The following is a 23,574-nucleotide window of genomic DNA, read 5'->3' as shown; positions in this document are numbered from 1 at the left end:
AACACCATTGGCTACAAGGATCACGAGCTATGGCTGGTGTGGCTGATCTGCTGCGGGGAGATCGTCGAACTTCAGACTGCGGCCGATATGCGCGAGGCGAGCGCTGTAGGAGTCAAGGAGGAAGACAGAGGGGGTGGAGATGGTGACGTATACGCAGTAGCTGTGCGGTGCGGGTACGACAAGTTGGAGCGCGGCCATCGGAAGCGGAGGCATTTTGAGCCCGGCATCGAGATCGGGCAAGCGGAGGGTGCGCAGGGACGTAGACATGACGGCAGGCCCGCCGGGCAGTTTGGCGGCCAGCACCATGTCCTGGGGCCCCTGGAGCCCTTCGCCAAGCGGAAAGCCGATCTCCTCAAGGCGTTCCTCGGGCATTCCGGAGAAGAACTTCTGCGCGGTGGCCTGATAAATCCCTTCAGCAGTGAAGAGACGAGTGGAAGGGGTGTGTTCGCTTGGCCGGACGGTCACGGCGAGCAAGCCCATGGACAAGCGCTCGTCCCCGTCCACCTCCTCGGTGCCGACGCACATGGCGGTGAGGACCACGTTCTCCCTCGCGCTCAAAAGCGGCAGCTGGCGGCGGAGGCCTTCACTGGCGGCATCCTGCTGTTCTTCGTCCGACTCGGGCAGCAGCTCTGCCATGGCCTGCCGCCAGCCGTCAGAGGCCGTCGGCTCGGGGAGCCGAACGAATTCATCAGGGACTTGATGGTGGAAAGCGTAATGAAAGGGTGCCCTGTCACTGCGAGTTACGTCGCCGGTCATACCTTCGTTGAAGCTCATGCAGCCGTACCCATCTGCGACGGGTCGAGTTGCTGGGTGAAGGTGCTGCCGGAGGAGGCGAGAGCGGTCGGGGCGTCGAAGGTGGACGGGAAGGGGCCCGGAGCCACTGGTTTGTCCTCGTCGACCGGGCCGAAGTAGTCCATGAACGGCCCGACTACCGGAATGTCACCGATCTTGAACTCTCCATCTGTCCAACGGCCCTGATCCCAGGTTCCGTTGTGCATATTGGAGCCAATGGCCAAGGAAGCGCCCGCCCAAGTGGCGGCCTTGTCGATCGCAACGCCCGAGGCGACGAACGACCATCCCTTTCCTGCGGTGGCCAAACCGCGTGCGGAGTTGGCGACACCGCTGGGCAGTCCCTTCAGCCCGCCCCGGATGTTGCCGAACCTGACGTTCCCCAATGCCTTCATGAAGCCGGAGGAAAGGCGGAGTTCGCGCCCGGCCGCGACGAGGGCGCGGCCGGATTGAGCGAGACGCCCACCCGCCAGGCTGAGACCGCCGGCGAATACACCAACGGCGTCCCAGGCAATTGTCTCCCAGGTCACGTCGGCGCCACCGGCCTTGGCGGCCAGATGAAAGGCGAGAGCGAGCCCAGCAATAATGAAGGCCGCCACCCCGAGGCCGGAGAAGAAGAGCGCGAGGACACCGACAACCATGGCGATATCTGCCAGGATATCGCCGATCATCTTCCAGAAGTTGGGGTCCGTGATGGTGTCCCAAGCGTCCCCGAGCAAGTCACTGGCAGCGTTCAGCGCATCCTCGAACCAACTGGGCTCAGGAGGGGCGTCGTCAGCCGCTCCCTTGACCAGACGCGAGATGTCCGTCGCGGCACTTTCATGTTCGGTGTGGAGCGAGCGGGCCCGGCTGCGGATCGCAGAAAGCTCGCTGTTCGCGGAGTCCAGGGAATTCTTCTTGCTCTTGGAGTCCTTCTCGTGCTGCTCCTTCTCCTTGTCCGACATCCCGGATGTGGAGGAGGGCAGACCATCCATCGCGACCTGGGCGGAGTTCACGCGCCGCACTGCTTCCGCTGCCTCCTCTTCCAGCTTCCTGGCCCTGGCTTGAAAGCCGTCAAGCTGCTTCTCCCAGGAGGTGAGGGCCCGGTGTGCTGTACTCAAAGAACCCAGAGATTTCTTCAAGTACGGGGGGACTTCGGAGAAGGTCTCTTTGAATGCGTTGGCCGACTTGCCTGCCCATACACCGTCGGAAGTGCCCATTTTGCGCAATTCCGTCTGGGCCGTGTCGCCACCCTGAGTGACTCGCCCGATGGCCCTCGCGAGGTCTCTCACAGAATCAAGATCGCCTGGTGCCGGATCAAAGCCCAGATTTGGATACATTTCAGAACTCATCAGACTTCCCCCCGTGGTCGCGTGTCGCCCATCCGTACCATGCCCCTTCCTTCCGGAAGGAGCTCTCGATGGGGCGGTAAGTTACCAGTGGTGCGTGGATGGCACTATGGGCACCCTCATCTCTCAGTGGTCGAAGGAGGAAGGGTCGTGGATGAGCGGCATCTGCTGAACGAACTGATGAAGGCTGTTTCGGAGGAGAAGAATGAGCATTCGATAAGGCCCCACTTCCCAGGAATGAAAAAATTTGCCGCCTTCGCGTATGTCGCAGAAAGACTTGGATATCGCTATATGGGCCACATGCCGGGAGGCGCCGCTCTGAATAATCCGTATTTTCTCTTCCAGCGCACATCCGATGCTCGACAGCGTGTTGCTGCCACCATGGCTGACTATCCAGATCTGATGCGCGGCGGCGCGCTCCCCGGGATGCGGCCAGGCCATGGGCTCAGCCCAGATCCAACAGCTCGACCTGAAGTGGATCTGCTGTATTCCCGGATGGTCGTCGATGCGTGCGGTAGGTATAACCCACGAGTCTTGAGTAATGTCCTCCTTCTTCCAGTTGTCATGGCGATCTTCCTCGCCTTCCCTGGCTACACGGTCGAACGCGTACTCATCGCGGGAGGGATTTGGCTCGTATTCTTCGCTCTGTACCTCGTGGGCCTTGCCGTAACTCGCCACCGGCGCACCAAGCACCTGGCCCGCCTAACCGCAGCGGGCGTGGAGTGGCCCCCAAGACGGGCCGCCTGAGGAATACGGTGAAAACTTGACTTCGGGTCACTTAATATAGCGGGCCAAACTCACTGCTTTTCCTTCTCTGCGGACTTCTTCAATTCGTCGTATAGCTTCTGGTCCAGCTTGAGGAACTCCTCTGAAGCCTTGTTGGCGAATTTGGAAACGCCCTTCGTCAGCTTGGAGAGCTGACCGAAGCCGTAGTCCCAGGATTCGGCGAAGTCGTCGCACGCGGACTGAAGGCCTTCGTGGCCGACCTGGCTGGAGTCCGCCCGCGCCATCTCCTTCGACGCCTCCTTCATACGGCCACCGCTGTTCTCCAGGGTGCGAGCCATCTCCTTCACTTCGTCGGAGAAGAACCTCAGGAACGACATGCGAACTTTCCCCCGCGTGCTGTTTAGCGATTGATGGCCTGGATCTCCTGCACGATCACGTCCTGCTCGGCACCGAACTCGCCGTTGGGAAGCGGCTGTTCCTCAGCGGCACGCGTCAAAGCCGCAGCGGCGGTCAGCGTGATCGCTGCGAGCAGGTTGGGGCGGCGGTTCACTGACGACTCCCGGTGGGGCGAGGGTTGACATGAGCGAAGTAACGCTATCGATGCGGCACTGGTCACACCAGAGCGAATGACGTCGCCGGCAGCTCCGTATCGACCTCAAAGCGCCCAAAAGACCATCAAATGGCGGCCACCAGGCTCCCGTTGAATGGCCTCAGGTACGCGGCACCACCGAGCTCTTGGCTGGTGCAATGCGTCGTCCCGCTTGCACGCCGGGGCAGTTCGGCCGACTGAGGTTCATGGCCCAGCGAACCGGAGTGAGTGGAAGCCTCATGCTCGGCGACATGCCCGGGGCCAGACCGTCGTACCGATAGCCGAACTGCTCGGCGTTATAGGCGAAGGCCGCGAACTTACGCCGCGAGGTGTCGGGAGAGAGTCGTCGCAGGCGGTTTGTAGCTCGCTGTGCCCGATCCGGGTGGCGTCGGCTGCCGACATCTTTTTGGATGCGCTCTTCATGTGACCGTCGCCGGTCTCGAGTTTCCTCGACATCTCCCTGACCTCGGCGCCTGCGAATCTCAAGAACGACACCGCCTCATCCCCCTTCATCCTTTGCCCCGTTGGTTCATCCGACGCTGAGGGGCTGCTGCGACGGACGGTATCTGCGATGCGATCATGGACGCCAGGATGATGGGCAGTGCGGTGCCAGAAGTGAGTCACGCCCCGGGCCAAGGGGAGGCGAAATGGGCGTCGAGCGGCACATCAGGTCTCTGCTCCGTGAAGACGAGCGCGGCGCTGAGACCTTCACGTTCCAGACCCCTTGGAACTCCAAGCGGAAGTTTGCGGCGTACGCCTACATTGCCGAGCAGTACGGTTACCTGTACGCCGGTCTCGAACTCACCTTGTCGGGCAGCGCCCGTCCCGTGTTCCTCTTCCGCAGGGATTCCAGCCCCAAAGCGCGTGAGCGCGCCGCGGCAACCCGGGCACAGTACCCCTCGGCTGCGCGCGGCGGGCCCACGCCCGGCATGAAGCCCGTGGCGAGCGGACTGCGGCCACTTCCGGAAACCCGGCCCGCCGTCGATCTTCTCCGCGCGCGCATCGAGGTCGACCTCAGCGGTGACGTCCAGAGAAAGCGCACGCTGCCCTTCCTCTTCATCGCACCGGTCCTTATAGTCATCGCCCTTGCCAAGGTCGGTTTCACCGCGAAGAGCATGACGGTTGGGGCCTGCGTGTGGCTGGCAGTCTTCGGCCTGTACTTCCTGGGCATGCGAATGGCCCGCCGAAGGTACGCCAAGTACTCGCAGATCCTGGAGGCTGCCAGCCGGGGCGTGCCGGGGGACAATTCCCCACAGCACTGACCCACCGCCCGTCGTCCCGGCCCTTTGCCGCCCACCGCCTGAGTCGGCGGCTCACCGGCCTCCAGTACCGGCTTTCGCGACAGTCCACCCCGGCGCTCCCGGTCCAGGCCGCCTCCGACGCAAGGCTCGGACGGCCTGGGGTTCGCGCTGCTTCAGTTATCCGGCTGACAGCCGGGACGCCAGGTGATACCGGCCCGGTCGAGCATCCTCTGGTACGCCATGAGCCGACGGCGCATGAGCATCCTGGACGTGACGAGCAACGCGCTCAAGGTCACTGCGGCGCCCGCGGCGAACAGCACTCCTGCGGAGTTGAACTGACCGTTCACCACGATGAGGGCCAGGCTCACCACCCCGATGGCGATGAACCATGGCTTCAGGCGCTGCCTTCCCAGCACGCTGAAGTAGTCGACTCTGATCCGGGCATGCAGCAGCTTCACTTCACGCCGCACCTCCGGCTGTGACAGGACCGGAAATGGCCATGGGCGCATCCCGGGCAGTTGGCCACCGCTCAGAGCCTTGGGGAACCGGGCATGCGCCTGTTCCGCGCGAAGCCGCGCGTCAGGTAGGCGACGGAAGATGAAGAAGGGTCTGCCTGTGCCGACCAGGTCAGGATTCAGTCCGCCGTAGCGATATCCGTACTGCTCGGAGATGTAGGCGAACCTTGCAAAGGCCCACATCGACGGCCACGGGATGTCTGTGGTGTAGTGCAACTCGGGTTCTGCGAAACCGGGAAGTGTGAATTCCGTGATGCTCTGATCGTCTTGCTCGACTTTGTTGAGCAGCTTCTTGAGATGACGCCGCAGGCCCACTGTTCCACCCTCCAGGACATGCGCTGCAAGATCATCTTCGCTCCCCGTGAGCCTTTCCCAGCTGACTTTGAGTAGGCCCTGAGAATGCTCATGGGGTTCCGGGACGGTGTTCTGAGCGGAGCAGGCCGTAGACAAGCACATCGACGTATTCGCCATGCTGGAAGGATCTGCCGCGCATGACTCCTTCCTGACGGAACCCCACGCGTTCGAGCACCTTCTGCTCGCCGAAGTTGCCGCCATTTGTGAGGGCTTCGATTCGGTTCGCAGTCGTGTGGTCCAACAGGTAGTCCACGAGTTGCTTCTGCGCCGCCGTGCCCACCCCCTGCCCTCGATGCTCGGGCAGCACCGCCGCGCCGATCTCGTAGGTGACACCCAACGGGGATCCGCCGCGCTTCCAGCTGGCGATGCCGATAACCGTGTCGTCGGCCCGCACGATCGCAACCGCCGCGGACTCGGCGGAGATGTACCCGTCACTCTCCCACCGCTTACGGCGTGCCCTCGGATCACCGAATCCGGGCCACTCGAACTCGCCGAGCGCATCGGGATCCGTGCAGAGCCGATCGAGGAAGTCGAGGTCGCCCTCGGTGAACGCACGTAAGTGAACTGTGCCCGGGCGGTTCGCTGGAGTCATAAGGCCAGTATCGCCTCGAGGGCATCACGCGTCAGGCGCTGTGCTCACCACGCCGGGTACGTCGAAGAACAGCATCCCGGCCTGCGCACTCCCTGCCTCCTCCATACGCCTGACGGTGTGGAGCAACACCTCGTTCACGGACGCACAGAAAGCGGAGCATACGGCGTACGGATCAGACGCGATAACTCCACAGCACCTCGCCGCCCTCGACCTCCCCGAAGGGATCCGTGCCGCCTAGCAGGGCACGGACTCTTCTGCACAGCACGAGCCCGGCGCCGGCCTCGGTTCGCAAGGCGAGGGCGATGTGGCGTACGCCTGCACCTGACTGAGCCAATGCCTCCAGTTCCGCGCGCTCGCGCTCTGTAGCGAGCAGCACTTCGGGGGCGACGTACCGGATCCCGAGCTGGACAGCAGCAACGCCCTCAAAGTGCAGGTCGACGCAGCGGGGCTCAGCCCCGCCCGGGGTCGCACGTAGCAGCAACTGGGAGTGGCCCACTCCGTAACGCCACATTCGGAAGGTGCGGGACGACTTGAACCGGACCTCGCTCCCAACTTCCTCTGCAGCCATGGCCCTACGTTACGAGGGTTGCTGTTGGCGAATCCTCTCCGGCCAGGGGGCCTCTCGCGGGAATGTGACAGACGGGCGGCAGACTGTCACATTCCCGCGACTGCATACCGAGAGTCCGGGAGCGTCGGGCGATGCGCTCGCACTGCCGCCGGGATTCGCCAACAGCATCCCTACGCGACGAGGAAAGGGGCATTCGCGGAGAGCGCGTCGTCGTCGGCGTGGCCACTTCGGCCGCAACTGAGCCCGTTCCCCGAGAGGCGATCCATGCACATCACGTACGACCGCGAGAACGACACCGCTTACGTCTATCTCGTCGCGCACATCGCGGACGGTGCCGCCGCCCGGCAAGTCGTCGTCGACGGGATCGGTGCGGACGCAGACGTGATCCTCGACGTGGACGCAGAAGGGCGTCTGCTCGGCATCGAGCTGATCGGTGCCCGCAGTGCGCTGCCGGCTGAACTGCTGGAGCAGTCCTCCTCTGCGGGCTGATGCCGCGCGAGCGGGGGACCACGTCAGGCCCACCGTCGGCGGGGGCTGTTGGGGCCGTTGCTCACAGTCAGGCACGTACGCATGGCAATGGGCCCGGGCGGAACGGCTCTGTCGCCGTCGCGTCCGGGCCCGCGGTAGAGGGGAGGGAGTGCGGAAGGATCAGGATCAGTCCGCGGAATCCGCCGAGCCGGCTGAACGGGCAGAGTTCGCGGAGGAGGCGCTGGCCGCACTGGCGGCGCTGTTGCCCGAGTCGGCGCTCCCCGGTGCCGGAGCGGCAGGCGAGTCGGCCGAGTCGTCCGCAACCGGCTTCGGCGCGGCGGGCTTCACGGGCGCGTTCGGGCTGTCACCGGAGGCGGCCAACGGGCTGTCAGCCGAGGAACCCGCCGGGCTGTTGCCCGAGTCCGCCCCGCCGCCAGGCGCGTTGGGCGAGTCCGCCGAGTCGAACGGCGAGGCCAGCGGGCTGTCCGCAGACTCCGGCGAGCCGTCGCGGGAAGCCGGAGACCCGGCCGACGAATCCGCGGAACCCGACGAGTCGTCGGCGTCGTCTCCACGGCCGTCATCATCGCGGCCGTCATCGTCGCGGCCGTCGTCCCCACGACCATCATCGTCACGGCCGTCATCGTCGCCGAGCTGCGTGCTGACATTCACTGCGTCGGACTTGTCGTGCAGGTCGATGCCGCGGTCGGTGGCTGCCGCCGCGCCGCCCAGTCCGGCGAGTACTGCGGTGGCGCCGACACCGGCAACGGCTATGCGCCACGGTCGAGTGATGCGCATGATGTGGTTCCTTCCTGGGTGCCCGCTCCGGAGCGGTTCGGGCTCTGCTTCCAAGTTCGGCCCCGGCCATGAAGCCTTCATGGGGCGCCCGTGAAAGACCCCTCATCCCAACGTGAAAGACCCCTCATCCGGGATGCAGCCAGCGCATAGCCATATCCAGCCGGGCGCGCGTAGCCGCCTGCCACCCCGCCTCCTGCACCCGATGCGGACCGGTGGCAAGCGACAACACCACGGCAGCGGTACGACGCCGCAGCTCGACGGGGTCCACAAGTCCCGCAAACGCCGTCAGATAAGCGGCGCCCAACCGATTGATGGCATCGGCGCGCTCCCGGTCGATCTGTGCGAGAACGGACAGATGCCCGAGGAGACAGCCCAGGTCATCGACACGTTCACCGGGCCCCGCGGTGTCCACGTCCAGCAGCCCGCTGATCCGGCCGCCGTCCACAAGGAGTTGACTCTCGTACAGATCCCCGTGCACGGTGACTACGGGCCCGGAGCCGACGCCCACCGCCACCTCCTCCGCCAACTCCCTCGCCCGAGCGGCCAGTTCAGGCACCGCAGCCCCGATAACAGCCGCGTAATGCGGAGCCTTGGCAGCCCACGAGGGCCGGGGCGTCCCCGAAGCCAGTTCGGGCGGCAGCCGGTCGAGCAGGCCGAGGACCGCCTGCGCGGACGGCGCGCGGCCCCCGCCCCTGCCACCGCCACCGCCCTCACGCAGCACCTCCCGCAAGGTCCGGCCGGGCAGAGCCTGCAGTACGACCAGCCCGTCCGGCGTGAAGCCGAGGCTGGCCGGTGCGGGCACACCGGCGTCGGTGAGCAGACGATGCCGCCGATGCAGGGCATCGACACGACTCGGACGTACGACCTTGATGAACAGCCGCCCGTACGAACCGGTCACCTCGACGACGGCACGACGACCGGGCCGGTACGCACGCACCCGATACCGAACCGGACCACCCCCACAACCGACGTCCTCCAGCAACCGCGCGAGCGCCCCCGAATCACAGGCCGAAGGAAGAGCGGGCAGCCACGGGTCGTACGGGAAACGCCACACCGCGACCCGGTTGGCCCCGTCCTCCAACACCGTCGCCCCGCGCGGCAGACGCCCGACACGGGCACCGATCCTCTCTTCATCGGTTCGCCCGTCGGGCCCCCGGACCTGCACCCGATACACAGCGGTAGAACTGTCACCGGGCTGATGGTCGACGTTCTCGACGCGCCAGGACAGCAACTGCCGACCGGCCGGCTCCAGGGCCGCCGCCAACAACTCACCGGCGTCGGGACCGGTCAGCAGACGCAGATCCGGTACGCCGTCGGAGGCACCGCCCGCCTCGGGCACGGACTCGGACGCCGAAGGCAGCGGCAGAGAAGACTGCTCAGAAGGTACAGGCAGAGGCAGAGGCAGAGACATGCGTACGACGGTGCCCGCCCTTGATGAATCGCCCCCGCGCCTTGGATGAAGGTTCTTTCATCTACCGCCGCCCTCTCCGCATCAGGCCTCCGGCGGCGCCTCCGCCCCGGTGTACGCGGCAGTCGTCGCGTCCGCAGCCGCCCGAGCCGTAGCCGGGTCCTCGCCGGAGGCAACGTTCGCCTCGTACCAGCCCTCGCTGCTCAGCTCGACGAAGCGCTTGCCCTCATCGGACATGACCCAGGCCTCCGCCGCCTGGTGATCCACAGGGCGACCGGAGGACAGATGCAGATACAGGCCCATGACCATCAGGTCCCAGCCGACACCGACCGCGCCGGGCCCGTACTCCGGCCACTTCGTGTCGTCGTCGACATGGGCGATGTGGTCGACCTCGAAGCGCGTCCGGCCCTCCGCCTCCGGCGTGAGCCGCAGCTCGATCCAGGTGACGCTCTGCTCGAACTCCCACGTGGCGGCGAAGCCCTTGGGCGGGTCGCAGCGCTCGATCGTGCCGTGCGCGTTGCCGTGCAGCTGGTACTGGCCGCCCAGTCTCAGATCGCCGGAGACGGGCATGAGCCAGCGCGGGATGCGTTCGGCGTTGGTACAAGCGTCCCAGACGTCCTCGATGTCCGAGTCGTACGTCTGGCTGATGGTCACGACGCGCGCCTCGCCGGCCTTGAACACGCGCTTGCCGACCTGGCGCCGTACGGCATTGATCTGCTGGGTGACGTCGATCATGGCTTGCTCCTTGGAGGAGGTACTTGGTCTTCTGCGCCCCCGTCCCCGCCCCCGTCCCCGCCGGCTTCGCGGAGCCGCCGCTCGCGCTTGCCCCGGGCGAGTTCGGTGGCCAGGGCCTCGAGCGGCGGGGTCCAGAACCGCCGGAAACGGTCCAGCCACGCGTCGATGTCACGCAGCGGCTCCGAGTTCACGGCATAGAGCCGCCGGGTGCCTTCCGGCCGCACGGTGGCGAACCCGTTCTCCCGCAGCACCTTGAGATGCTGCGAGACCCCAGGCTGCGATATCCCGAACTCCCGCCGGATGACCTCGCTGACTTCCCCCGAGCTCATCTCCCCCTCGGCGAGAAGCTCAAGAATCCGCCGCCGCACGGGATCTCCGAGCACATCGAACGCGTGCATACGGAGCACTGTATCACTGCCCACTTATATAAGCGTGGGCTGAGGAAAGGTGGCGTACTACTCGGACCAGGCCAAGGTCACTCGAAGCCCGGCGGACGGCGCACGGTCCAGTCGGCCGGCTCTTCAAGGGCGGAGGCCAGCCGCAGGAGTGTCGCCTCGTCCCAGGGACCGCCGATCAGCTGGCTGCCGATGGGCAGACCGTCGGGCGAGGTGTGGACCGGCAGTGAGATGGCGGGCAGGCCGGTGATGTTGCAGACGGAGGTGAACGAGATCATCTGGTTCTCGGTCATCCGGAACCCGCCGGGATCGGCGGTGGCCTCGGCCAGGCAGGCTCCGGCCGGCGGGGGCGGGCAGGCCAGGGTCGGGGTGAGCAGCACGTCGAAGTCGCGGCCCCACTGGGCCCGGACCTCCACGGCCTCCTGCTGCAGAAGCGCGGCCATCCGTGTGTACTCGCCCGCGTGGCGCGTCTTGGCTCGCTCCATCCGGAACCGCAGATGCGGTTCGGCCAGCTCCGGCCGGTCGTAGGGCGCGGTCCACAGTGCCGCGTCCAGGACGGTCTGCGCGTACCCGAGGCCCGTCTCCTCGCTGAAGAAGCGTGGCGACACCGGGAAGACCGCGTGGCCGAGCGACTCCAGTAGCTTTCCGGTCCGCTCGGCCGCCGCCACGCACACCGGGTCCACCGGAACTCCGGTGGGCGCCTCCAGCAGCAGGCCCACCCGCAGCGGTACGGACTCCCGCCCCACTTCCTCGGAGAACGGCCGCTCCGGCGCGGGCGCGCCGTACATGACCAGGTTGTCCGGCACGCTCATGACATCCAGCAGTGCCGCCGCGTCCTGCACCGTCCGGGTGATCGCTCCCTCGACCGCGGCGTGCTCCCAGGCCGCCAGGTACTGCGGTACCCGGCCGCGGCTCGGCTTGAGCCCGACCAGCCCGCAGCACGAGGAGGGCATACGGATCGAGCCTCCGCCGTCGTTGGCGTGGGCGACGGGCGCGAGCCCCGCGGCGACGGCCGCCGCGGCACCGCCGCTCGATCCTCCCGGCGAGTACTCGGTGTTCCAGGGGTTGCGGGTGATGCCGTAGCGGGAACTCTCCGCAGCCGTCAGCATGCCCATGTCCGGGGTGCTCGTCCTGCCCATCAGCAGGAAGCCGGCGTCCAGGAACCTCGTCACGACCGGGTCGGTGACCGTGCGAGGCGTGTCGTCACACCCAAGGCTGCCGAACGTGGCGGGCTGCCCGGCGACCAGGTTCACGTCCTTGATGGGTATGGGCACCCCGTGGAAGGCGGGCAGTCCCCCGCCCTCCATCACCGCCCGCTCGGCCTTCAGCGCGGCCTCGCGGACCTCCTCGTCGTTGCGCCAGACGAACGCTCCGATCTCACGATCGAACCGCTCGATGCGCTCCAGATAGGTGTCGGCGATCTCGACAGGGCTCAGCTCGCGCTCGCGTACCGCCTCTGCCAGACGCACGGCGGAGTCGAACGGGTCCATGGGGGCTCCAACCTGTAGCCATTTGGGGGGAGTTGAGGGAAGGGGGTGGCGGAGAAGTGGCGGGCAGGGAGTCAGGCGACGGCGAGCAGCCGGTCGAGCTCCTCGCGGTTGTCCGTGCTGCTCGTGCCGTCGAAGACGACCCGGCCCGTCTGCATGACGATCGCGCGGTCGCAGCGCTCGAGAAGGAGCCCGGCATGCTGGTCGACCATCACCACTGCCACTCCGGTGGCGGCGATACGGGTCATCGCCTCCAGGACCTGCTGGACGAACGACGGCTGCAGACCCTGGGTGAGCTCGTCCACGACGATCAGCGACTGCCCGGACAGGATCGACCGGGCGATGCCGAGCTGCTGTTTCTGCCCGCCGGACAGCGTTCCGGCGGGCTGCCGACGGCGTTCGGTCAGCAGGGGGAAGATCTCGTGGGGATCGACCGCGGGGACGAAGCCCCGGCGCGTGGCCAGGCGGAGGTTCTCCGCGACGGTGAGGGTGGGGAACACTCCCCGGTCCTCGGGCATCAGTGCGGCGCCCCGGCGCGCGAGCAGGTCGGGGCGGCCGCTCGGCACGGGGCGTCCCGCCAGACGCACCTCGCCGCCCTGCCGGTCGGCCAGCCCGAAGACGGTGCGCAGCAGGGTGGTCTTGCCGGTGCCGTTGCGTCCCAGCAGGGCGATCCGCTCGCCCTCGGCGACCCGCAGGGTCACATCGCGGACGACGGCGGCCTGACCGTACCCGCCGCCAAGTCCCTCCAGTTCCAGCATCATCGGCTCACCCCCAGGTAGGCCTGACGCACCGCCGGGTCGGCGGCGATCTCGTCCATCGACCCATGGGCGATCACCTGACCCTCGTGCAGGACCACGACGTCGTCGGCCAGCTCCCGGACGATCGCCATGTCGTGTTCGACGACGACCAGTGCGCATCCCGTACGCCGGGAGACCTGCTTCAGCTCGTGGACGAGCGCGCGGGCGTCGTCGGGTCCGAGCCCGGCCGCGGGTTCGTCGAGCAGCATCAGCCGGGGCGCTCCGGCCAGCACCATGGCCAGCTCCAGCCGGCGCCGGTCGGCCAGCGGCAGGGCCCCGGCCTCACGGGTCTCGTCGCCGGCCAGGTCGTCGTACTCGGCGGGCAGCTCGACATGCCGTGGCGCGTCCAGGCGGGCCAGCCGGATGTTGTCGGCCGGAGACAGTGCCGTCAGGACGCTGGGGATCTGGAACATCCGGCCCACCCCCAGGCGTACGCGGTCCTGGACCGGGAGCGCGGTGGCGTCCGCGCCGAAGATCCGCACCTCGCCCGCGTCGGGGGCGAGTTGGCCCGCGACGACGGCGAGCAGGGTGCTCTTGCCCGCGCCGTTGGGGCCGATCAGGCAGACGGTTCGGCCGTCCTCGACCGTGAGGTCCACGCCGCACAGCACGTCCACCGGGCCGAAGGACTTGCGGATGCCCGTCAGCGCGAGGGCGGCTCCCCCGCGGGCCGTGTCGTCAGCACGGTGCCGTGGCGCCGCCGCAGCCGGGGGCAGCTTCACCGCCGGGCCGCGTGCCCATGGGCGGGCCAGCCCCGCCAGACCCGCCGGGGCTACCTGTACGACCAGAACGAACAGGGCGGCGAGCGCGAGGACGTACCAGCCCTGCCACGTACTGCCGAGCATCTGAGCGCCCGCCGTGATCAGGATGGCGCCGAGGAACGGGCCCACGGTCGACTCCCGTCCGCCCAGTGCGAGCCAGACCAGCACGCTGGTCGACAGGGCGAGCCCGAAGACCTGCGGTGACACCAGCCCGGCGGCGGGCGCGTACAAGGCGCCCGCGACCGCCGACACGGCCGCCCCGACGGCGAACGCCCCGGTCCGCACGCGCACCGGGTCGATGCCGGCCTGGGCGGCGCGCTCGGGGTTGCGGGACGCGGCGATCAACCGCGCGCCGAACCGGCTGCGGACCACCGTCACGCTGGTGACGGCCACCACGGCGGCCACCACCACGAGCGTCAGGTAGTAGGCGGAGACCACTCCCCGGCCGCTCACCGACAGCCCGTTGGTCCCGCCGGTCAGATCCGTGAGGCTGTTCGCCGCGTGCTGGAGCAGCAGGCCCACTCCGATCGTCAGCAGGATGAGCGGCGCGTCGGGCACACGGGACGCCAGCCCGATCCGGACCACCAGCACCGCGATGCCCACGGCCGCCGCCAAAGCCGCCGCCAGCAGGACGGCAAGCGGCCAGCCGTGCTCCTGGCTGAGCGCGACGGCGTAGGCACCGAGCCCGAAGAAGGACGCGTGACCCACGCTGAGCAGCCCCGCCCGCCCCCAGGAAAGGTCCAGGCCGTAAGCGAACAGCCCGTTGCACAAGCCCAGCGTCAGGGTGGCCACCGCGAAGGCGCTCAGCCCGAACGGAGCCGCCGCCAGCAGCACGAGCAGCAGCGCGAAGCGCACCGCCGGCCCCACTCGGGCGCTACGTCCGACTCGGGTGCTACGTCCGACTCGGGTGCTACGTCCGACTCGGGTGCTACGTCCGAGAGGCGCGGCCGGGAGCCGACGGCGTACACCGCGCGCGGACGATGCCGACAGCACCTTGACCTGCTCGTCGCCGCGCCCGTCGGTGTCATGGCCAGGGCTGATCATGAGCACCCCGGCATGGGTGTGGTGTCGGCGACACGACCGAGCTCACGGCTGACCTCGTACGCTCCACCCGGCTTGATCGTCGCCTGGAACATGTCTGCCTGCAGGATGTGATTGGCCGCCGAGAAGCGGGTGTTCTCGCCGAGCGGCGAGTCGAAGGTCAGCCGCCCGATCTCGGTGTTGATCGCCTCACCGTCGGCGCTCTCGGCCTTCTCGGCGGCGCCCAGGAAGAACTGGATGCCGAAGTACGCGTTGCCCGCCACCTCGGGCATCGGGCCTTTGAACTTGTACGCCTTCCGGTAGTCGGCCACGAAGGCGCGGCTGTCCGGGTCGTCCAGCCGGTCGGTCCAGCGCACGGTGTGCGTACGGCCGTTCACCAAGGCGTTGAGGGCGGGGTAGTAGTCGCTGTCCAACGGAGCGCCGTCGTAGCCGAGTTGCGGGCTGAGCAGACCGAACTGCTTGGCCTGCTGGCTGAACGACACCGCGTCGGAACCGACGACCATGGCCAGCAGCACATCCGGCTTCGCGGCCTTGAGCCGCTTGATCACCGGCTGCCAGTCGGTCTGCCCGATCGGGCTGAACTCCTCGCCGACGACCGAGCCGCCGGCGCGTTTCACCTGCTCCTTGGCGACGCGCAGGTAGTAGTGCGGGAAGTTGTAGTCGGAGCCGACGACGGCGACCCTCTTCCCGTACTTCTCCAGCAGCGCGGGGATGGTCGGGGTGAGCAGCTGGCGCGTGCTCTCGCCGAACCCCCACGCGTAGGGATGGCACTGCCCGGTGTCGCCGAGGATCGCCGTCCCGAACGGGACCTTCGCGTCATCGGCGACCTTGGTCACGGCCTCGGCCGTGTCCCCGGTGATCGTGCCGAACAGCATCGACACCTTTTCCCGCTGGACGAGTCTGCGAGCCAGCTGGGTGGACGTGGCCGGGTCGCCCCCGTCGTCGACGACGACGAACTCGACGTTCGCGCCGTTCACGCCACCGTCCTCGTTGACCTTCTCGACGCCCAGTTCGAAGGCGTTGCGCAGGGCCTTGCCGGTCGAGGAGACGGGCCCGGTGAGCGGCACGATCAGGCCGACCTTCAAGGGTCCGTCCCCGTCGCTTCCGGTGTCCGAGATCGCCGAGCCGCCGCAGCCGGTCACCGCCAGCAGAGCGGCGGCGGTCAGGATGCCCGTGCCGGCACGCGAACGCGTGTGAGCCATGACATGTACCTCCGAATCCAGGGACGCGAGCGCAGCGCCGCGACCGCGACGACGATCAGGTAGAAGAAGACCTCGGCCAGCACGTCGGTCAGCCAGGTGCGCAGCAGCACCGACAGCGTGGCGATGGCCAGGGCGGCACCCGCCGCCGTCCCGAGCGCGCCGGGGCGGCTGAGCAGCAGACCGAAGAAGACGGGGACCAGCAGGCCGAAGCCCATGGTCGGATTCACCGCGAGGAGCGGGCTGTACAGCGCTCCCGCCAGCACGGCCAGCAGCCCGCCGACGATGAACGCGATGGTGCGCAGCCGGCGCGGGTCGGTGCCCAGCAGCGCCGCCATGGCCGGGTTGTCGGCCACCGCGCGCAGGGTCAGGCCCCAGTCCGTACGGTAGGCGGCGAGCAGCACCAGCCCGATGACCGCGACCGCGATCAGGCCGCACACCAGCCGGTACGCCGGATAGGGCGTGCCCAGGACCGTCACCGTGCCGCCGACCGGCGCATCGACCGACCGGGAGGTGGAGGTGAACCACAGCTCCGCCGCCTGCCGCAACGCCATGCCGACACCCCAGGTCACGAGCATGGTCGCCAGCCCGTCCGCGAGGGGACGCCGCAGCAGCAGCCGTTCGATCAGCAACAACAGCGGTGCACTCGCCACCAGGGCGAGGGTCACGCGCCAGCCGAACGCCGGGCCCGTGAGGACCGCCGCCGTGTAGGCGCCCACCATGATGAGGTCGCCCTGCGCGAGGTTCACCACCCGGGTCGCCGCGAAGATCACGGCCATGCCGAGGGTGGTGAGCCCGTAGAGGCCGAAGAGCGTGAGGATGGCCAGGAGTACGTCCACGTGGTGACGTCCTTCCACTTCCGCGGACCGGGGATGAGTGGGACTATCGGCCAATTCCCGCCGCCGTGCTGTCACCAGAGCGCACGCTTCTGGTGCTGGAGTGCAGAGGAGGAACCGATGCCTCTCGAAGCCCGGACGGACGGCACCCTCGTCTTCGGCTACCTGGACACCGTGTCCAACGACCGCGCCAGGGCGTCCGACGCCGTACTGGTCAAGACGGCGACGCCCTGGGCCGCCGAGCTGCGGGCGGAGCGGTTCGGCGCGATCACCACGTGTGACATCGCCGGCGAGCAGCGGGCGCAGGTCGTGCCGCACGCGTCGGTCTCCCCTGTGGGAATCGACTCCCTGGTCGGGGTGCTTCTGGCCGGAGAGGTGACGATCGAACAGAACGGCCGCCAATGCGCCCTGTCCCCGGGCGACTTCGTCCTCTACGGCGGCGGGCGTCGGTTCCGTCTCGACCTCGGTCGCGACTACCGCTGGTTCCTGATGAGACTCGACCCGGGCACGAGCACGCTCCTGCAGCAGACCCCCGACGCGATGGTCGCCCAGGAGCTCACGTCTTCCCCCGGCGGCCGGATCCTCTCCTCAATGCTCGTCGAACTCGCCGACCGCGGTCATCGCCTCGGACCGCTGTCGAAAGGGGAGATGGGCGAGCACGTGACCGGCGTTCTCCGGACCCTCGTCCGCGAGTACGCAGGCCGGCACACGCCCCCTGCGCACGCGCACCGGCTGCTGCGCGTCCTGGAACACATCGACCGGCACCTGACCGAAGAACTCTCGCCCGCCCGGATCGCCGCCGCCCACCACATCTCGGTCCGCTCCTTGCACGCCCTGTTCCAGCATCGAGGGGAGACACTCGGCGACCACATCCGGCAACGGCGCCTGAGCCGCATCCGCCAGGACCTGGCCGACCCCGCCCTGGCCGATGTCCCGGCGTACGCCGTGGCGGCCCGCTGGGGCATCACCGACCCGAGTTACTTCGGCAGAGTCTTCAAAAGCGAATTCGGCCTCTCCCCACGGGAGTTCCGCCGCCGGTCACTTCCCGGCGGGTACGCCCCGTAAGGGACGCGGGAAAGTCGCAGGCTTTGCTTTTCCAGGGGCGCGGGGCTGTGACATTTGCGGATCCGCCGCGATGGGGGTCCCCCCGCTCATGGGGGTCCCCCCGCTCGAGCGAAGCCGAGAGTGGGGGAGCAGCCGAGAGTGGGGGAGCGACCAGCAGCGACGCCCGTTTAGGGGCGCGAGGCTGTATCTATTTGCGGCTCCGCCGCGTGGGCGCGACAAGCCACATCAAACCCGCAGCCGCGACACGCAGTGTCACCCACCACCCCCTGGCGGGGGTCTGGGGCGCAGCCCCAGTTTCGGGAAGGGGCGGGACTGGGGAAAGAACCCCCCACCAGCGAACCGCACAGCGAACGCCACATTGACGCCAGCCAAACCCGAGCCCCAGGCTCAACTCCATGACCACGCACCCGTACACGAGATACGTAGCCATCGGCGACAGCCAAACCGAGGGCATCGGCGACGGCGACGAGGCAATCGGGTACCGAGGCTGGGCAGACCGCCTCGCAGAATTCCTGGCGGAAGGCCAGCCAGACCTCACGTACGCCAATCTCGCCGTACGCGGAAAAGTGACCGCCGAGATCAAGGCGGAACAGCTCGCCCCAGCCCTGGCGCTCAAGCCGGACCTGGCAACCGTGGTGGCCGGCATGAACGACGTACTGCGCCCCAGCTTCAACGCCGACCGAGTCATGGCAGACATAGAGGAGATGTTCGCGAGACTCACCGAGGCAGGCGCCCAGGTGGCCACCGTCACGTACCCCGACATGGGCAAGCTCTCCCCGCTCACGCGCCGCGCACTGCCCCGAGTCCTCGACCTCAACTCCCGCCTGCGCGCAGCCGCGGAGCGCCACGGAGTCGCCGTCCTGGACGTGTTCCCACACCCCGTCACCACCGACCCCCGCCTCTGGAGCCAGGACCGCATCCACGCAAGCCCACTCGGCCACACCCGCATCGCCGAGGGCATGGCCCACACCCTCGGCCTGCCGGGCCACGAGGACTGGTACGCCCCGCTGCCACCGCTCGCCCCCGTCCCCGCCCTGCGCACCCTGACCGCCGACACACGCTGGGCGCTGGGCTTCCTGGGCCCATGGCTCTGGCGGCGCCTGAGGGGCCGCTCCTCGGGAGACGGACGTACGGCCAAACGCCCCGACCTGACACCGTGGACGACCCGGACCGCAGACCCTGCCCCGGAGCCCCACTCCTGACACCCCGACAGCTCCCCCACCGCCACATCGAGATAGCCTTCGCGAAGCCGGAACGGGCGGCGTCTACACACCAGGAGACGCAACGACCCAGAGGGCATCGTCTCGACGGACCGGCGCACATGGGACGTGAGCGGACTCACGAAGGCGGGGCGGAGTAGTCGGCCGTCGCGTAGAGGGGGTCGACGACGGAACCACACAGCAGGTTCCGGAAGTACTTCATTGCCCGGCGTGACCTGCCGTGATACACAGAGTGACTGTACTACTACTTGCATACCGTCCCACGCACCGCACGGGTTCCCGAGGGCCGGCGGCAAGCCGTACGTACGAAACCCGCCAATCAATGACGCCAAGTCGACATACGACAGCGTCATCGTCGGCGACAATGATGCCTGACCTCTGCGCGGAGGCAGGGGATACGGAACTACCCACAAGGGGCGGTGACTTACATGTTCTTCGCAGCCGAAGAGGGCGACATCACCACGATCATCGGCGGAATCGCCCCGGACTGGGGCCCGTTCGGCGACTTGGGCAACGAAGCCCGAGTGATGATCGAAGTCGTGATGGCGGTCGCCATCCTGCTCTGCCTCGGCATCGCGATCTGGGGCGCGGCCAAGCAGCGTATCGGCGCGACGGCCCTGCGCGACACCTTCAGTGCGGAACAGGGCAAGGGCCTCATCATCGCGGGTCTCACCGGAGTCTTCATCATCGGCTCACTGGGCACGCTGTTCACCATCGTGTACGGAATGGCCGTGTAGGCCCGCCCGGCCCGTTGACCCGGCCGGGTGCGCCCGGTTCCCTCCAACCCACCCGTCCGACGTGCCCACCGGCTGAGGTTGCGTTTCCCTGATGTCGAGTCACCACACCGCGCCCGCGAAGGAAGCAGCGCGGCTACCGTCGTACTACGACTACGCGGTCCAGCACGAGGTTGAAGGGGCGTACGCGGCATGAGTCTCGGCGACGAGCACGGTTCGCGCGGCGACAACGGCGGATACGGGGGCTCCGGCCAGACCCGTACGCGCTACCCCGACAGCGCCGGCGACGTCTACGGCGGCGCACGCCGCGGCGGCCGTTCGTCCTCCCGCAGCCTCATCACGGTGGTGGGCGTGGTGGTCCTCCTGATCGCGGCCATCGCCTTCGCGAACCGTGGCGGCGGCGATTCCGGTTCGTCGGACGAAGGCGGGGAGAGAGCGGAGGCGGCGCCTACGGCCGCGTCCGGGGAGCAGCCCGTTAAGACGAAGGCCGGGGGGATTCCTTCGGGGTTCGCGCAGGATGGGCAGGGGGCGGAGTCGGCGGCGGCGAACTATGCGGTGGCGTTGGGCTCCGCCGAGATGTTCGACGCTGACCGGCGGCGCGAGATCGTCGAGGCGGTGTACGCCCCTGACGTCGCCGCCGAGCGTCAGACCAGCATCGACAAGGCGTACTCCAGCGAGAAGTTCCTGACCAACATCGGCCTGGACAAGAACGGTGACGCACCGCGAGGCCAGACCTTCGTCTCGCGCATCATTCCGGTCGGCACCAAAGCCAAGTCCGCCGGCGCCGAGAGCGCCTCCGTCGAGGTCTGGTACACGTCGCTTTTCGGCCTCTCCGGGGACGGCTCCAGGAACCCCGTCACCGAGAGCTGGTACACGACGACGTACGAGCTGAAGTGGGTCGGCGACGACTGGAAGGTCATCGACTACAAGCAGAAGGACGGGCCGGTCCCCGTCGGACGCGACCAAACCGCGTCAACGGCCGATGACATGACCAAGGCCGTCGAAGAGTACGGAGGGTTCACGTATGCCCGGTAGCCCACACCGCGTGCTCAAGGGCACGGCAACCCTCGCAGCCGTACAAACCGTCGTCGTCCTGCTGGCCACGCGGGCTGTAGCGGCCCCCACGCCTACGCCCACGCCGTCCGACAACAACTGCGGCCTCCTCTCCGGCGAGGCCAAGAGGATCTGCGAGAGCGATCCCGGCGACAACAGCAGCCCCGGAGGCAGCCCCTCCCTAACCGACCCCACCTCCACCCTCGACCCCCTCTCCTCCCTGGCCAAAGGCTGCGCCGACGCCGCCTCCTGGACCATCGACAAGCTCAGCGAAGCCGTCAAAGAAACAGCCGGCGTCGACTTCACGAACCCCAAGTTCCTCCAGCAGTACGCCGTCGTCTTCGCGGCCTCGACGATCCTCACCCTCGTCCTCTGGCTGCTCGCGGTCGCCAAGCGGGCCGTACGAGGCGTGCCGCTCACCACGGCCATCTCGGAGGCGATCGGCTTCCTCTGGCTGACCGTGCTGGCCTCGGCCTTCACGCCGCTGATCCTCTACACGGTCGTGTCGGCAACCGACGGCGTATCAGAAGTCCTGGCCCAGTCGACCGGCAACCAGACGGACACCTTCTTCGGCAACTTCTCCGGCGCCCTGGAGAAGGGCGAGGACATCGGCGGCGGCCCGATCATGCTGATCGTCGTCTCCCTGGTGTCCATCCTCGCCGCGGGCGTCCTGTGGCTGGAGCTGGTCATCCGAGCCGCCCTCCTCTACGTGGGCGCGCTGCTCGGGACCGTCGTATACGCGGGCCTCGTCGACAAGAACCTGTGGGGCCACGTCCGCCGCTGGGCGGGCATCATGATCGCGGTGATCCTGGTGAAGCCGGTGATCGTGATCGTGCTCGGCCTCGCGGGCGCCCTGTCCGCCGAGGACGGACCGGACGCATTCTCCGCCGTCGTCTCCGGCCTCTCCATCATCCTGCTGGCCATCTTCGCCAGCGCGATGATCTACCGCTTCGTGCCGGGCTTCGGCGACGAGATCGCCAACTCCCGCAACAACCGCATCATGCAGGGCGCCGAAGGCAAGGCCGCGGCCGTCATCAGCTCCCCGGCCACCCTCGTCGCCCAGGGCATCAAGACCCACAGCACCCGCGCCGACAACAACGGCGGCGGCAACCAGGGCGGCAACCAAAGCAGCCCCCGCCCCTCCAACCCGGCCTCCGGCGGAGTCGCCGCCCACAGCACGCGCCCGTCCTCCAATGGAGGAGGCGGATCCGTACCAGCCGCAGCACCCCCGCCGCGCAACAGCCCGGCGAACACCCCCCATGCCGGCACACGTAACAGCAGCAGTAGTACCAACCGCTCGGGAGGTGAAGGGCGTTGACGACCGAGTCCCACGTGTCCGTGTCCCATCCGGTCACGCCCCGCCGTACATATCTGATCGGCCGCGCCCGGCCGAACGCGATCGTCGGGAAGAACCGCGAGACCGGCGAGATCGCGCTGATCATCGTGGGCGCGTTCCTCGGCATGATGTGCGGCCTGCTCGTCCCCGTCCTCTCCCTGCGCATCGTCCTGCTCGTGGGCTTCCCGATGGTGGCACTGGCCGCGGTGTACGTGCCGTACAAGCGCCGCACGTTCTACAAGTGGTTCGAGATCAACCGCAGTTATAAGCGGACGCTGCGCAACGGCACCACGTACCGCAGCAACGTCATGGAGGCCGGCACCCACATCGACGGCCGCGAGGTCGAGATCGGCCCGCCACCCGGAATCGGACGCATCACGTGGCTGGCGGCGCCCTTCGGCCCCGACGAGATCGCCGTCCTGCTGCACGCCGACCGGAAGACCGTCACGGCCGCGATCGAGATCGAGGGCCCGGGCGTCGGCCTGCGCGACTCCGAGGACCAGGAAGCCCTCGTCGACCGCTTCGGGGTGCTGCTGAAGCACGTGGCGAACGGCGACGGCTTCGTCACCCGCCTCCAGATGCTCGCCCGCACCCTTCCCGCCGACCCGGACGCACACGCCAAGGACGTCGCCGTACGAGGCGACGACCGCGCCCCCGGCTGGCTGCAGCAGTCGTACGACCAGCTCCAGTCCATGGTGTCCACCAGCAGCGAGCAGCACCGCGCCTACCTGGTCGCCTGTATGCACTACTCGCGCGAACTCGCCGCCGAGGCCCACGCGATGGCCCGCGCCGCCCGCGGCCAGGGCGGCAAGAAGCTGGACAAGGACGCGGGGCTCGCGGTCGTGATGGCGCGCGAGCTGACGGACATCTGCTCGCGCCTGCAGGAAGCCGACATCCGCGTACGCCAGCCACTCGGACAGGGCCGCCTGGCATCCCTCGTCCACTCCATGTACGACCCCGACCACCCCATCGACCACATCCAGGCGATGACGAAACGCAACGCCTGGCCGGCCGAGCTGGACGCCATGGAGCCGACGTACCTCCAGGCGAAGACCCGCGAGTCCTCCACCCGCGCCCCCTGGTGCCACGCCACGGCCTGGGTGAAGGAGTGGCCGATGACCCCGGTGGGCGTCAACTTCCTCGCCCCGCTGCTCGTCCACACCCCGGACGTAATCCGCACGGTGGCCGTCACGATGGACCTCGAACCCACCGAGGTCGCCATCGAGCGGATGCTGACCGAGAAGACGAACGACGAGGCGGAGGCCAGCCGCCAGGCCAAGATGAACCGGACCGTCGACCCCCGCGACATCGCCTCGCACAGCCGCCTGGACCAGCGCGGCGAGGACCTCGCGAGCGGCGCGGCCGGCGTCAACCTCGTCGGCTACATCACCGTCTCCTCCCGTACCCCCGAGGCGCTCGCCCGCGACAAACGGACGATCCGTGCCTCGGCCGGCAAGTCGTATCTGAAACTCGAGTGGTGCGACCGCGAGCACCACCGCGCCTTCGTCAACACACTCCCGTTCGCGACCGGCATCCGGAGGTAGG

General features: G+C 68.0%; 25 protein-coding genes. 9 read left to right on the top strand and 16 right to left on the bottom strand.

All coding sequences use genetic code 11. The features are described 5' to 3' along the window. Positions 1–27: 27 nt before the first annotated feature. Both OHT21_RS25285 and OHT21_RS25280 read right to left on the bottom strand, forming a co-directional pair. A complete protein-coding gene (locus OHT21_RS25285) occupies positions 28–774 on the bottom strand; it encodes a hypothetical protein (protein WP_328770616.1) in 747 nt (248 codons plus the stop codon). Continuing rightward, positions 771–2,120 carry a putative T7SS-secreted protein gene (locus OHT21_RS25280; protein ID WP_328770615.1) on the bottom strand — a complete coding sequence of 450 codons (1,350 nt, stop codon included), beginning with the start codon at positions 2,118–2,120 and terminating at the stop codon, positions 771–773. The genes OHT21_RS25285 and OHT21_RS25280 overlap by 4 nt, the downstream gene beginning before the upstream one ends. A 147-nt stretch (positions 2,121–2,267) precedes the next feature. On the opposite strand from OHT21_RS25280, the gene OHT21_RS25275 reads away from it, so the two are divergent. Then, entirely contained in the window at positions 2,268–2,864 is a 597-nt protein-coding gene (locus tag OHT21_RS25275; protein WP_328770614.1) for a hypothetical protein, read from the top strand. A gap of 50 nt (positions 2,865–2,914) precedes the next feature. On the opposite strand, the gene OHT21_RS25270 is transcribed toward OHT21_RS25275, so the two are convergent. Together OHT21_RS25270 and OHT21_RS25265 are read right to left on the bottom strand one after the other, a co-directional pair. Further along, positions 2,915–3,220: a hypothetical protein gene (locus OHT21_RS25270; protein ID WP_328770613.1), complete on the bottom strand. Its 306-nt coding sequence runs from the start codon at positions 3,218–3,220 to the stop codon at positions 2,915–2,917. A gap of 23 nt (positions 3,221–3,243) precedes the next feature. Next, a complete protein-coding gene (locus OHT21_RS25265) occupies positions 3,244–3,393 on the bottom strand; it encodes a hypothetical protein (protein WP_328770612.1) in 150 nt (49 codons plus the stop codon). A 686-nt stretch (positions 3,394–4,079) separates the two neighbouring features. On the opposite strand from OHT21_RS25265, the gene OHT21_RS25260 reads away from it, so the two are divergent. Beyond that, positions 4,080–4,694 carry a hypothetical protein gene (locus OHT21_RS25260; protein ID WP_328770611.1) on the top strand — a complete coding sequence of 205 codons (615 nt, stop codon included), beginning with the start codon at positions 4,080–4,082 and terminating at the stop codon, positions 4,692–4,694. Between the two features lie 152 nt (positions 4,695–4,846). Here OHT21_RS25260 and OHT21_RS25255 read toward each other — a convergent pair whose 3' ends face one another. From OHT21_RS25255 to OHT21_RS25245, 3 genes are all read right to left on the bottom strand, one after another. After that, positions 4,847–5,503: a hypothetical protein gene (locus OHT21_RS25255; protein ID WP_328770610.1), complete on the bottom strand. Its 657-nt coding sequence runs from the start codon at positions 5,501–5,503 to the stop codon at positions 4,847–4,849. Positions 5,504–5,591: 88 nt separating this feature from the next. Beyond that, a complete protein-coding gene (locus OHT21_RS25250; RefSeq protein ID WP_328770609.1) occupies positions 5,592–6,134 on the bottom strand; it encodes a GNAT family N-acetyltransferase in 543 nt (180 codons plus the stop codon). Positions 6,135–6,306: 172 nt separating this feature from the next. Next, entirely contained in the window at positions 6,307–6,702 is a 396-nt protein-coding gene (locus OHT21_RS25245) for a hypothetical protein (RefSeq protein ID WP_328770608.1), read from the bottom strand. Positions 6,703–6,966: 264 nt separating this feature from the next. Between OHT21_RS25245 and OHT21_RS25240 the strand changes: the two genes are divergently transcribed. Then, positions 6,967–7,191: a DUF2283 domain-containing protein gene (locus OHT21_RS25240; protein ID WP_328770607.1), complete on the top strand. Its 225-nt coding sequence runs from the start codon at positions 6,967–6,969 to the stop codon at positions 7,189–7,191. A 165-nt stretch (positions 7,192–7,356) separates the two neighbouring features. Here OHT21_RS25240 and OHT21_RS25235 read toward each other — a convergent pair whose 3' ends face one another. From OHT21_RS25235 to OHT21_RS25195, 9 genes are all read right to left on the bottom strand, one after another. Next, complete coding sequence (locus OHT21_RS25235) at positions 7,357–7,965, bottom strand: hypothetical protein (RefSeq protein WP_328770606.1); 609 nt, start codon at positions 7,963–7,965, stop codon at positions 7,357–7,359. 124 nt (positions 7,966–8,089) lie between these two features. Further along, positions 8,090–9,376, bottom strand: a complete 1,287-nt coding sequence (locus tag OHT21_RS25230) for an aminoglycoside phosphotransferase family protein (protein ID WP_328770605.1) — start codon at positions 9,374–9,376, stop codon at positions 8,090–8,092. Between the two features lie 81 nt (positions 9,377–9,457). Then, on the bottom strand, positions 9,458–10,108 hold the full coding sequence (locus OHT21_RS25225; protein WP_328770604.1) for an SRPBCC family protein: 651 nt from the start codon (positions 10,106–10,108) through the stop codon (positions 9,458–9,460). Continuing rightward, entirely contained in the window at positions 10,105–10,506 is a 402-nt protein-coding gene (locus OHT21_RS25220) for an ArsR/SmtB family transcription factor (RefSeq protein ID WP_328770603.1), read from the bottom strand. Before OHT21_RS25220 ends, OHT21_RS25225 begins: the two co-directional genes overlap by 4 nt. Positions 10,507–10,583: 77 nt before the next feature. Next, entirely contained in the window at positions 10,584–11,993 is a 1,410-nt protein-coding gene (locus OHT21_RS25215; protein ID WP_328770602.1) for an amidase, read from the bottom strand. 71 nt (positions 11,994–12,064) lie between these two features. Continuing rightward, the gene (locus tag OHT21_RS25210) at positions 12,065–12,751 is read right to left on the bottom strand and encodes an ABC transporter ATP-binding protein (RefSeq protein WP_328770601.1); all 687 of its coding nucleotides are present in this window, start codon (positions 12,749–12,751) and stop codon (positions 12,065–12,067) included. After that, positions 12,748–14,400 (bottom strand): branched-chain amino acid ABC transporter ATP-binding protein/permease, encoded by a 1,653-nt coding sequence (locus OHT21_RS25205; RefSeq protein WP_328770600.1) that lies wholly within the window; start codon positions 14,398–14,400, stop codon positions 12,748–12,750. Before OHT21_RS25205 ends, OHT21_RS25210 begins: the two co-directional genes overlap by 4 nt. A gap of 185 nt (positions 14,401–14,585) precedes the next feature. Next, complete coding sequence (locus OHT21_RS25200; protein ID WP_328770599.1) at positions 14,586–15,788, bottom strand: ABC transporter substrate-binding protein; 1,203 nt, start codon at positions 15,786–15,788, stop codon at positions 14,586–14,588. Then, entirely contained in the window at positions 15,749–16,624 is an 876-nt protein-coding gene (locus OHT21_RS25195) for a branched-chain amino acid ABC transporter permease (protein ID WP_328770598.1), read from the bottom strand. The genes OHT21_RS25200 and OHT21_RS25195 overlap by 40 nt, the downstream gene beginning before the upstream one ends. A 117-nt stretch (positions 16,625–16,741) precedes the next feature. On the opposite strand from OHT21_RS25195, the gene OHT21_RS25190 reads away from it, so the two are divergent. The 6 genes from OHT21_RS25190 to OHT21_RS25165 all read left to right on the top strand — a co-directional run bounded on the left by OHT21_RS25190 (position 16,742) and on the right by OHT21_RS25165 (position 23,573). Beyond that, entirely contained in the window at positions 16,742–17,686 is a 945-nt protein-coding gene (locus OHT21_RS25190; RefSeq protein ID WP_328770597.1) for a helix-turn-helix domain-containing protein, read from the top strand. A gap of 395 nt (positions 17,687–18,081) precedes the next feature. Next, a complete protein-coding gene (locus OHT21_RS25185; protein ID WP_328770596.1) occupies positions 18,082–18,888 on the top strand; it encodes an SGNH/GDSL hydrolase family protein in 807 nt (268 codons plus the stop codon). A gap of 446 nt (positions 18,889–19,334) precedes the next feature. After that, positions 19,335–19,643, top strand: coding sequence for a hypothetical protein (locus OHT21_RS25180; protein ID WP_033328619.1), 309 nt, complete (start codon positions 19,335–19,337; stop codon positions 19,641–19,643). Positions 19,644–19,832: 189 nt separating this feature from the next. Beyond that, a complete protein-coding gene (locus tag OHT21_RS25175) occupies positions 19,833–20,675 on the top strand; it encodes a hypothetical protein (RefSeq protein ID WP_328770595.1) in 843 nt (280 codons plus the stop codon). After that, positions 20,665–22,011: a hypothetical protein gene (locus OHT21_RS25170; RefSeq protein ID WP_328770594.1), complete on the top strand. Its 1,347-nt coding sequence runs from the start codon at positions 20,665–20,667 to the stop codon at positions 22,009–22,011. The genes OHT21_RS25175 and OHT21_RS25170 overlap by 11 nt, the downstream gene beginning before the upstream one ends. Further along, positions 22,008–23,573, top strand: a complete 1,566-nt coding sequence (locus OHT21_RS25165) for an SCO6880 family protein (protein ID WP_328770593.1) — start codon at positions 22,008–22,010, stop codon at positions 23,571–23,573. Before OHT21_RS25170 ends, OHT21_RS25165 begins: the two co-directional genes overlap by 4 nt. The last annotated feature ends 1 nt before the right edge of the window (position 23,574 follow it).

This window comes from Streptomyces sp. NBC_00286 (assembly GCF_036173125.1).
GTDB lineage: Bacteria > Actinomycetota > Actinomycetes > Streptomycetales > Streptomycetaceae > Streptomyces.
Note: the sequence above shows the minus strand (reverse complement) of the source record. Positions and strands in the feature narration are given on the sequence as shown.

Coding starts and splice junctions, on each gene's coding strand:
- OHT21_RS25240 (WP_328770607.1), top strand. CDS start 6,967: ATGCACATCACGTACGACCGCGAGAACGACACCGCTTACGTCTATCTC.
- OHT21_RS25250 (WP_328770609.1), bottom strand. CDS start 6,134: ATGACTCCAGCGAACCGCCCGGGCACAGTTCACTTACGTGCGTTCACC.
- OHT21_RS25270 (WP_328770613.1), bottom strand. CDS start 3,220: ATGTCGTTCCTGAGGTTCTTCTCCGACGAAGTGAAGGAGATGGCTCGC.
- OHT21_RS25190 (WP_328770597.1), top strand. CDS start 16,742: ATGCCTCTCGAAGCCCGGACGGACGGCACCCTCGTCTTCGGCTACCTG.
- OHT21_RS25245 (WP_328770608.1), bottom strand. CDS start 6,702: ATGGCTGCAGAGGAAGTTGGGAGCGAGGTCCGGTTCAAGTCGTCCCGC.
- OHT21_RS25180 (WP_033328619.1), top strand. CDS start 19,335: ATGTTCTTCGCAGCCGAAGAGGGCGACATCACCACGATCATCGGCGGA.
- OHT21_RS25210 (WP_328770601.1), bottom strand. CDS start 12,751: ATGATGCTGGAACTGGAGGGACTTGGCGGCGGGTACGGTCAGGCCGCC.
- OHT21_RS25230 (WP_328770605.1), bottom strand. CDS start 9,376: ATGTCTCTGCCTCTGCCTCTGCCTGTACCTTCTGAGCAGTCTTCTCTG.
- OHT21_RS25200 (WP_328770599.1), bottom strand. CDS start 15,788: ATGGCTCACACGCGTTCGCGTGCCGGCACGGGCATCCTGACCGCCGCC.
- OHT21_RS25235 (WP_328770606.1), bottom strand. CDS start 7,965: ATGCGCATCACTCGACCGTGGCGCATAGCCGTTGCCGGTGTCGGCGCC.
- OHT21_RS25185 (WP_328770596.1), top strand. CDS start 18,082: ATGACCACGCACCCGTACACGAGATACGTAGCCATCGGCGACAGCCAA.
- OHT21_RS25175 (WP_328770595.1), top strand. CDS start 19,833: ATGAGTCTCGGCGACGAGCACGGTTCGCGCGGCGACAACGGCGGATAC.
- OHT21_RS25215 (WP_328770602.1), bottom strand. CDS start 11,993: ATGGACCCGTTCGACTCCGCCGTGCGTCTGGCAGAGGCGGTACGCGAG.
- OHT21_RS25285 (WP_328770616.1), bottom strand. CDS start 774: ATGAGCTTCAACGAAGGTATGACCGGCGACGTAACTCGCAGTGACAGG.
- OHT21_RS25225 (WP_328770604.1), bottom strand. CDS start 10,108: ATGATCGACGTCACCCAGCAGATCAATGCCGTACGGCGCCAGGTCGGC.
- OHT21_RS25220 (WP_328770603.1), bottom strand. CDS start 10,506: ATGCACGCGTTCGATGTGCTCGGAGATCCCGTGCGGCGGCGGATTCTT.
- OHT21_RS25260 (WP_328770611.1), top strand. CDS start 4,080: ATGGGCGTCGAGCGGCACATCAGGTCTCTGCTCCGTGAAGACGAGCGC.
- OHT21_RS25280 (WP_328770615.1), bottom strand. CDS start 2,120: ATGAGTTCTGAAATGTATCCAAATCTGGGCTTTGATCCGGCACCAGGC.
- OHT21_RS25170 (WP_328770594.1), top strand. CDS start 20,665: ATGCCCGGTAGCCCACACCGCGTGCTCAAGGGCACGGCAACCCTCGCA.